Below are 6,000 nucleotides of genomic sequence, written 5' to 3'. Positions count from 1 at the left end.
CCCAAGGAATTGAAACCCTTGGTTTAAAGGGGGAAAAACAGGGGAATTGACAAATTCGTTCATAGCAGTGGGAGCATTTCCAGTTAAATCGCTGTAATTCCTCATTTTGCTTAAATTAGCGGGAGCTTTTCCCTTTATGTTTAGAAGGCTTTTTTCTAGAATATTGTTGCTATTGAACGAGAATCCTCCCAAATGAGTCACAAGACGATGCTCTTGGCATCATGTCAGAAGCCGAATTTTACAGCAATAAATTCCTTCTATCGCAATAAAGACTGCCGACGGTTGCCGACAGTCAATGCAATTTGTTAAACAGTTTGCAGCAGACGTATTATTTCACCGTCTAGTATTTCTTCACTAACTTTTTTAAACCCTAAAGATTCATACAACTTTCCTGCTATTTGATTGTCTGGTCGGTGTCCAATCATGATATTTATACAATGTGAATGACTCATAAGCTGGATCAAAGCTTCCATTGCTGCCTTGCCATAACCTTTGCCTTGATGCTTTTGGTCAATCATTATGGCAGGAATCCAATAGTTATTATCCTTATCCGGATTCATGCAAAATACGAGAAATCCGACTAGAACTTCTTCCGAGTAAATAGCTCGCAATTCAAAATCATCAACATATTTTGATTCTGCAATCCAATAAACCACGGGTGCAGGAAAGACATTAAGCTGCTCTGGCTTGACTTTAAGCTGGGTACATCCATACCAATTCTCAATAGACACTGGTTTTAATACAACTGCCATACGAAATTCCTCCCACATTTTACTCCGCAGAGGAATTCCTCCCCTACGATTAATTCGTAACCTTCCTTAAAAAAATTGCAACTTGGATATTCTTCATACCACATCACTCCTCTCGAAATAAAACTCTAATGTAGGTCATTCGTTTCTTAATTTAATATATCCTTCTTTTACGTCACCAAAGACAGAGTTTTGTCCAGGCGAATCGAGGGGTATATAATAGTGGTGGACTGTATACATCGAAGGTTATGCTGCCCAAAACATTGAGGAGGTTGTGTATCCATGAAGTATGCCAATTTGGGGAAAACGGGACTAAAGGTAAGCCGCCTGTGCCTGGGAACGATGAATTTCGGCCCAAGCACGGAGGAGAAGGAAGCGTTTAAGATTATGGATGCCGCGGTTGACGCCGGGGTCAATTTCTTTGACACCGCCAACGTTTACGGCGGAACGGAGCGTCGCGGATGGACCGAGGAGATTATCGGACGCTGGTTCGCCCAAGGCGGGGGGAGACGGGAGAAGGTCGTTCTCGCCACGAAGGTATACGGGAGTATGGATGATCCGCAAAAGGATCCGAACGAACGCGCCGGATTGTCGTCCTTCAAAATTCGCCGTCACCTCGAAGACTCGCTGCATCGTTTGAAAACCGATCATATCGAATTGTACCAAATGCATCATGTGGACCGGAGCATGTCCTGGGACGAGCTGTGGAACGCGTTTGACATTGCGCAGAAGCAGGGGAAAATCGGGTACGTAGGCTCAAGCAATTTTGCCGGACGGGATTTGGTCAAAGCCCAGTACGAGGCAAAAGAACATGGCTTGCTCGGACTGGTTTCCGAACAGCATAAATACAGCCTGCTCTGTCGTTTGCCGGAGCTGGAAGTGCTGCCGGCCGCGGAAGAGCTGGGCATCGGAGTCATTCCTTGGAGCCCGCTGGACGGCGGGGCGTTGGGCGGCGGTTGGAAGAATCCGGAGCCGGGCTCCAGAACGTCGAAGCAGACGGAACGGATCGAACGGCTGCGTCCGCAGTTGGAACGGTTCTCTGCGCTCTGCCAAGAGCTGGGCGAATCGGAGGCCACGATAGCCTTGGCCTGGACGCTGGCGAATCCGGCTGTTACGGCGCCGATCATCGGACCTCGTACGCTGCAGCAGTTTGAAGATTCGCTGCGGGTAGTTGAGGTGGAATTGAACGAAGATACGCTCAAAGCGATTGACGACATTTTCCCGGGTCCGGGGGGAGAAGCTCCAAGAGCTTACGCTTGGTAACCCGAAAATAAAAGCATCGCAGTATGACATACGGGCGGCCGGAATTCCGGCTGCCCGCTATTTTAAAGACATAATTCGTTCAACTTATATCGGGGGAGGCATGATCCATGATCCAATACATAAGAGGCTCCGAAGTCGGGATGGAAGTACTGTATGCCGCGTTCAAAAGCGGCTTCTCCGATTACATCGTTCGTTTTGATCTGAGCGAGGACGAATTTGCCGCCCGTTTTTTCGGGCCGGAAGGCAATCGGCGGGAACATTCCTTCGTCGCCTTGGACGATGGGGTGCCCGTGGGTTTCGCGCTCGGTGGAGTCAAAGAATACGAGTCGGTTCGAACGATGCGGTGCGGAGCACTGGCGATCAGTCCGGCTTACCGGGGAGAGGGAGTCAGCGCCCGGCTTATGGATCTCCATAAGGAAGAAGCGCTTATACACGGCTGCCGGCAGCTTTTCCTCGAAGTCATCGTCGGCAACGACCGGGCGATCGCTTTTTACGAAAAACGAGGTTACCGAAAGGTTTACGGCCTTTCCTTCTTTGCATTGGCCGACGCCGCGCCATTAAAGAAACCGGCAATACCACCAGGGGGGCGGATCGAGCGGATCTCCTTCGAGGAATTCGAGCAGGCGGTGCGGCGGCGTAAGTATTTCCATATCAATTGGCAAAACGATCTTGAATTCCAGCAATTATGCCCGAACAACGTTTATTTCGCCATGTACGCGGAAAACGAAATCATCGGCTGCCTCAGCGTAAATCCTGGCGGAAAGATCAACCTGGTTCTTGTCGATCAGAGGTTCCGCGGCAAAGGCGTGGCAACTCGGCTGCTCACGGAGGCCCGCGATGAGCTGGGCATCGCCAAATTCTCCGCCTCCACCCCAAGCAACGCGGTACTGGAGGGTTTTTTGGAGCGAAGCGGATTCGTGCGCGAGTCTCTAAGTCTCTATGAAATGTATTTGAGACTATGAAATCCGGGAACAACAGCGATCGAAGGAACCTTTCACACGGCTGCCTTAAATTCTAATTGCTAATCAGTTCAGCTGGATTCACCGGTTTGACATCGGCGGTAGCCTTGGTTTATCATGTAGACCAGTCGGTCTAATTTTGAGTGTGAGGTAATATACATGGCAAAGTCGAACCCAACGCGGCAATTATTGATCGAGACAACGGCCAAATTGCTGCAGAACCAAGGATATAATGCCACCGGATTGAATCAGATTACTCAGGTAAGCGGAGCCCCGAAGGGATCGCTTTATTATCATTTTCCGGAAGGGAAAGAGCAGCTCGCCTGTGAAGCCGTTTCTTATACGAAAGACGTCGCCCGAGCCGGTCTGAACGCCGTTTTGGAAGAAAGTTCCGATCCGGTCGAAGCTGTGCGGCACCTTTTGGACCGCCTCGCGAATAACTTCGAACGGGAAGAAACTCCGCTTGGCGTGCCAATCGGCATCATCGCCCATGAGACGGCAAGAAATAACGAGAATATTCGGCAGGCCTGTAGCGGAGCCTACGATGCTTGGATTCAGGAATTTGAACGTAAATTCGTGGCAGGGGGGTATGCGGAAGAAGAGGCCAAAGAGCTGGCGGTCATGATCAACGGTATCGTGGAGGGATCTATCATCATGAGCTTGACGCAGCAAAGCAGCCAGCCGCTAAGAACTGCGGCGAAGCTGGTTTCCCGATTGTTTCGGCGCGACTGACTCTGGCCCGGAAAAATAAGAATAGACATAGCGAGAGTTTTATTTTAAATTTTATATATAGAACGGTCTAGAAAAAGAAAAAATACTAGGATAGGTTGGAGGTAGTTATACATGAATACGACAGCACTTACCGCTGTTCAGACGAAGGAAGCCGAAGGAATCAGGCGCCTTCCGATCACGATCGCTCTCGTTATCGGCGCGTTTGTGTCTATATTGAACGAGACGCTGCTGAACGTAGCTTACACGGATTTGATGGGAGAATTGCAAGTTGGGGCTTCAACCATCCAATGGCTGACGACGGCGTATATGTTGGTCATCGGGATTCTTGTCCCTATCACCGCGCTTTTGATTCAGTGGTTTACCACGAGGCAGATTTTCCTGTCGGCGATGATCTTGTTTTTGATCGGCACCGTCATTTGCGGCATTGCTCCTTCCTTTGGCATGCTGCTGGGGGGAAGAGTCGTTCAGGCCATCGGCACGGGACTATTGCTTCCGGTCATGATGAACACGATCCTGACGATCTACCCTCCCGATAAAAGAGGAGCGGCGATGGGTACCATCGGCCTTGTTATTATGTTCGGTCCGGCTATTGGCCCGACCTTGTCCGGTCTTATTCTTGATGTGATGAACTGGCGTTGGTTGTTCTTTTTGATTGCTCCACTGGCGGTTTTCTCGATTTTGTTCGGCGCCATTTACTTGCGGAACGTATCCGAGCTGACCAGACCGAAAGTCGATTTGCTTTCGATTCTGCTCTCCACGGCCGGATTCGGCGGCATCGTTTACGGCTTCAGCCGGGCGGGCGAGCCGGACGGCTGGTCGAGCCCGATTGTCTACACATGCATTATCGTCGGCTTTTTGGCGCTTGCTTTGTTCGTGTGGCGCCAACTGGCGGTTTCCGAACCGACTTTGGATGTCCGCGTCTTCAAATATCCGATGTTCGCCTTATCCGCCGCACTGCTGACAGTAATGATGATGACGCTGTTTTCGACCCTGATCATCCTGCCGATGTATCTGCAGGGCGCGCTGCTGCTGACGCCTTTCGCGGCGGGGCTTGTGCTCCTCCCCGGCGGCGTGATCAACGGACTGATGTCTCCTGTCGCCGGCAGATTGTTTGATAAATTCGGCCCTCGGGCGCTGATCACTCCAGGACTGGTGATTGTGCTTGTGACATTGTGGTTCATGAGGGGATTGGAAGCAACCACTCCGACCGGCCAGGTTGTCGCCCTGCATATCGCTCTGTTCGTGGGCATTTCACTCGTGATGATGCCGGGACAAACCACGGGCCTCAATCAACTGCCGCGGCACCTATATCCGCACGGTACCGCGGTGATGAATACGCTGCAGCAGGTGTCCGGAGCGGTGGGGACGGCTTTGTTCATCAGCATTTTCTCTTCGGCTCAAACCGACTACCTGTCGTCAACGGCGGATCCCACGTCCCCGGCGGAACTGCCAAACGCGCTGGTCGCAGGGCTGCATAACGCATTTACCATTTCAATGTTCGTCGGAGTTGCCGCTTTGCTGCTTGGATTGTTCCTTCGCCGGACCACGGCGCCCGCTGAGTCTCACCAGGATTAAAGAACATTTTGTTACCCGATTTAACCTTGCTGAGACCCTTTTTTCTTCGGCCGATCATATAATGAGACCATAGGGCATATGATAGTCTGTATGCCAAACGAACTGTGCCGAACATCGGAAAGGCGGGACCAGGAGTGTTTAAAAAAAGTTTTGCCGTATCGTTCCCCTTACTTCTTATTGTTATGATGTCTTCGCTAGTTTCATCAAGCTCGGGGGCGGCGGTACCAAAAGGTGTCCCCGCAGCCGCAGACCATGCTTCCCGGACGATTACGGCTTATATCCATCAATTCCAGCTTGGAGCGGATGGAGGGCGGATAACCTTCGACCCGATCTCCTGGTACACGGGGAAAGAGGCCGAATCCGTTTTTGCCGAACGGGAACCGGACGCGGGCATTGACGGACCGCCGGACGGATATTATATTGTCAATGATAGCGACCGAACGGAATCATATCCTGTGGTGAAAGACACTGCCGTGCTTATGCAAATCTACGACCGCACCGGTCGTATGGAAGACATCCAGGTATCCGGAAACGAGCCGGTCAGTTTGCAGAAATTCGCCCGATTGTACGCCGACAAAGACGTGCTTGATCTCAGTCAATTTCCTTACCATCTGACGATTGAAGATGGACGAGTGACGAGCATCGTTCAGCAATATGTTCCTTAAGCAAAGAAAATCAAGCTGATTTTCCTCCATTCATTAGCTTCAGGGAGACCGATCGTT

7 protein-coding genes are annotated in these 6,000 nt (G+C 50.9%); 5 read left to right on the top strand and 2 right to left on the bottom strand.

From position 1 onward, the window contains the following. A partial coding sequence (locus tag ACI48K_RS25080) for a hypothetical protein (RefSeq protein WP_475030361.1) occupies positions 1-201 on the bottom strand: 201 nt, incomplete at its 3' end. A 104-nt stretch (positions 202-305) separates the two neighbouring features. Continuing rightward, positions 306-752: a GNAT family N-acetyltransferase gene (locus tag ACI48K_RS25075; protein WP_475030360.1), complete on the bottom strand. Its 447-nt coding sequence runs from the start codon at positions 750-752 to the stop codon at positions 306-308. Between the two features lie 279 nt (positions 753-1,031). On the opposite strand from ACI48K_RS25075, the gene ACI48K_RS25070 reads away from it, so the two are divergent. The 5 genes from ACI48K_RS25070 to ACI48K_RS25050 all read left to right on the top strand — a co-directional run bounded on the left by ACI48K_RS25070 (position 1,032) and on the right by ACI48K_RS25050 (position 5,943). Continuing rightward, a complete protein-coding gene (locus ACI48K_RS25070) occupies positions 1,032-2,012 on the top strand; it encodes an aldo/keto reductase (RefSeq protein WP_475030359.1) in 981 nt (326 codons plus the stop codon). Positions 2,013-2,119: 107 nt separating this feature from the next. After that, positions 2,120-2,974 carry a GNAT family N-acetyltransferase gene (locus tag ACI48K_RS25065; RefSeq protein WP_475030358.1) on the top strand — a complete coding sequence of 285 codons (855 nt, stop codon included), beginning with the start codon at positions 2,120-2,122 and terminating at the stop codon, positions 2,972-2,974. A gap of 156 nt (positions 2,975-3,130) precedes the next feature. Continuing rightward, on the top strand, positions 3,131-3,703 hold the full coding sequence (locus tag ACI48K_RS25060; RefSeq protein WP_475030357.1) for a TetR/AcrR family transcriptional regulator: 573 nt from the start codon (positions 3,131-3,133) through the stop codon (positions 3,701-3,703). A 111-nt stretch (positions 3,704-3,814) separates the two neighbouring features. Then, complete coding sequence (locus ACI48K_RS25055; protein WP_475030356.1) at positions 3,815-5,278, top strand: MDR family MFS transporter; 1,464 nt, start codon at positions 3,815-3,817, stop codon at positions 5,276-5,278. Between the two features lie 134 nt (positions 5,279-5,412). Continuing rightward, a complete protein-coding gene (locus ACI48K_RS25050; protein ID WP_475030355.1) occupies positions 5,413-5,943 on the top strand; it encodes a hypothetical protein in 531 nt (176 codons plus the stop codon). Positions 5,944-6,000: the final 57 nt, after the last annotated feature.

Source organism: Paenibacillus terrisolis (assembly GCF_056171975.1).
Note: the sequence above shows the minus strand (reverse complement) of the source record. Positions and strands in the feature narration are given on the sequence as shown.

Bases quoted from the DNA above. Each gene is read 5' to 3' on its own strand.
- ACI48K_RS25060 (WP_475030357.1), top strand. From the start codon at position 3,131: ATGGCAAAGTCGAACCCAACGCGGCAATTATTGATCGAGACAACGGCC.
- ACI48K_RS25055 (WP_475030356.1), top strand. From the start codon at position 3,815: ATGAATACGACAGCACTTACCGCTGTTCAGACGAAGGAAGCCGAAGGA.
- ACI48K_RS25070 (WP_475030359.1), top strand. From the start codon at position 1,032: ATGAAGTATGCCAATTTGGGGAAAACGGGACTAAAGGTAAGCCGCCTG.
- ACI48K_RS25065 (WP_475030358.1), top strand. From the start codon at position 2,120: ATGATCCAATACATAAGAGGCTCCGAAGTCGGGATGGAAGTACTGTAT.
- ACI48K_RS25075 (WP_475030360.1), bottom strand. From the start codon at position 752: ATGGCAGTTGTATTAAAACCAGTGTCTATTGAGAATTGGTATGGATGT.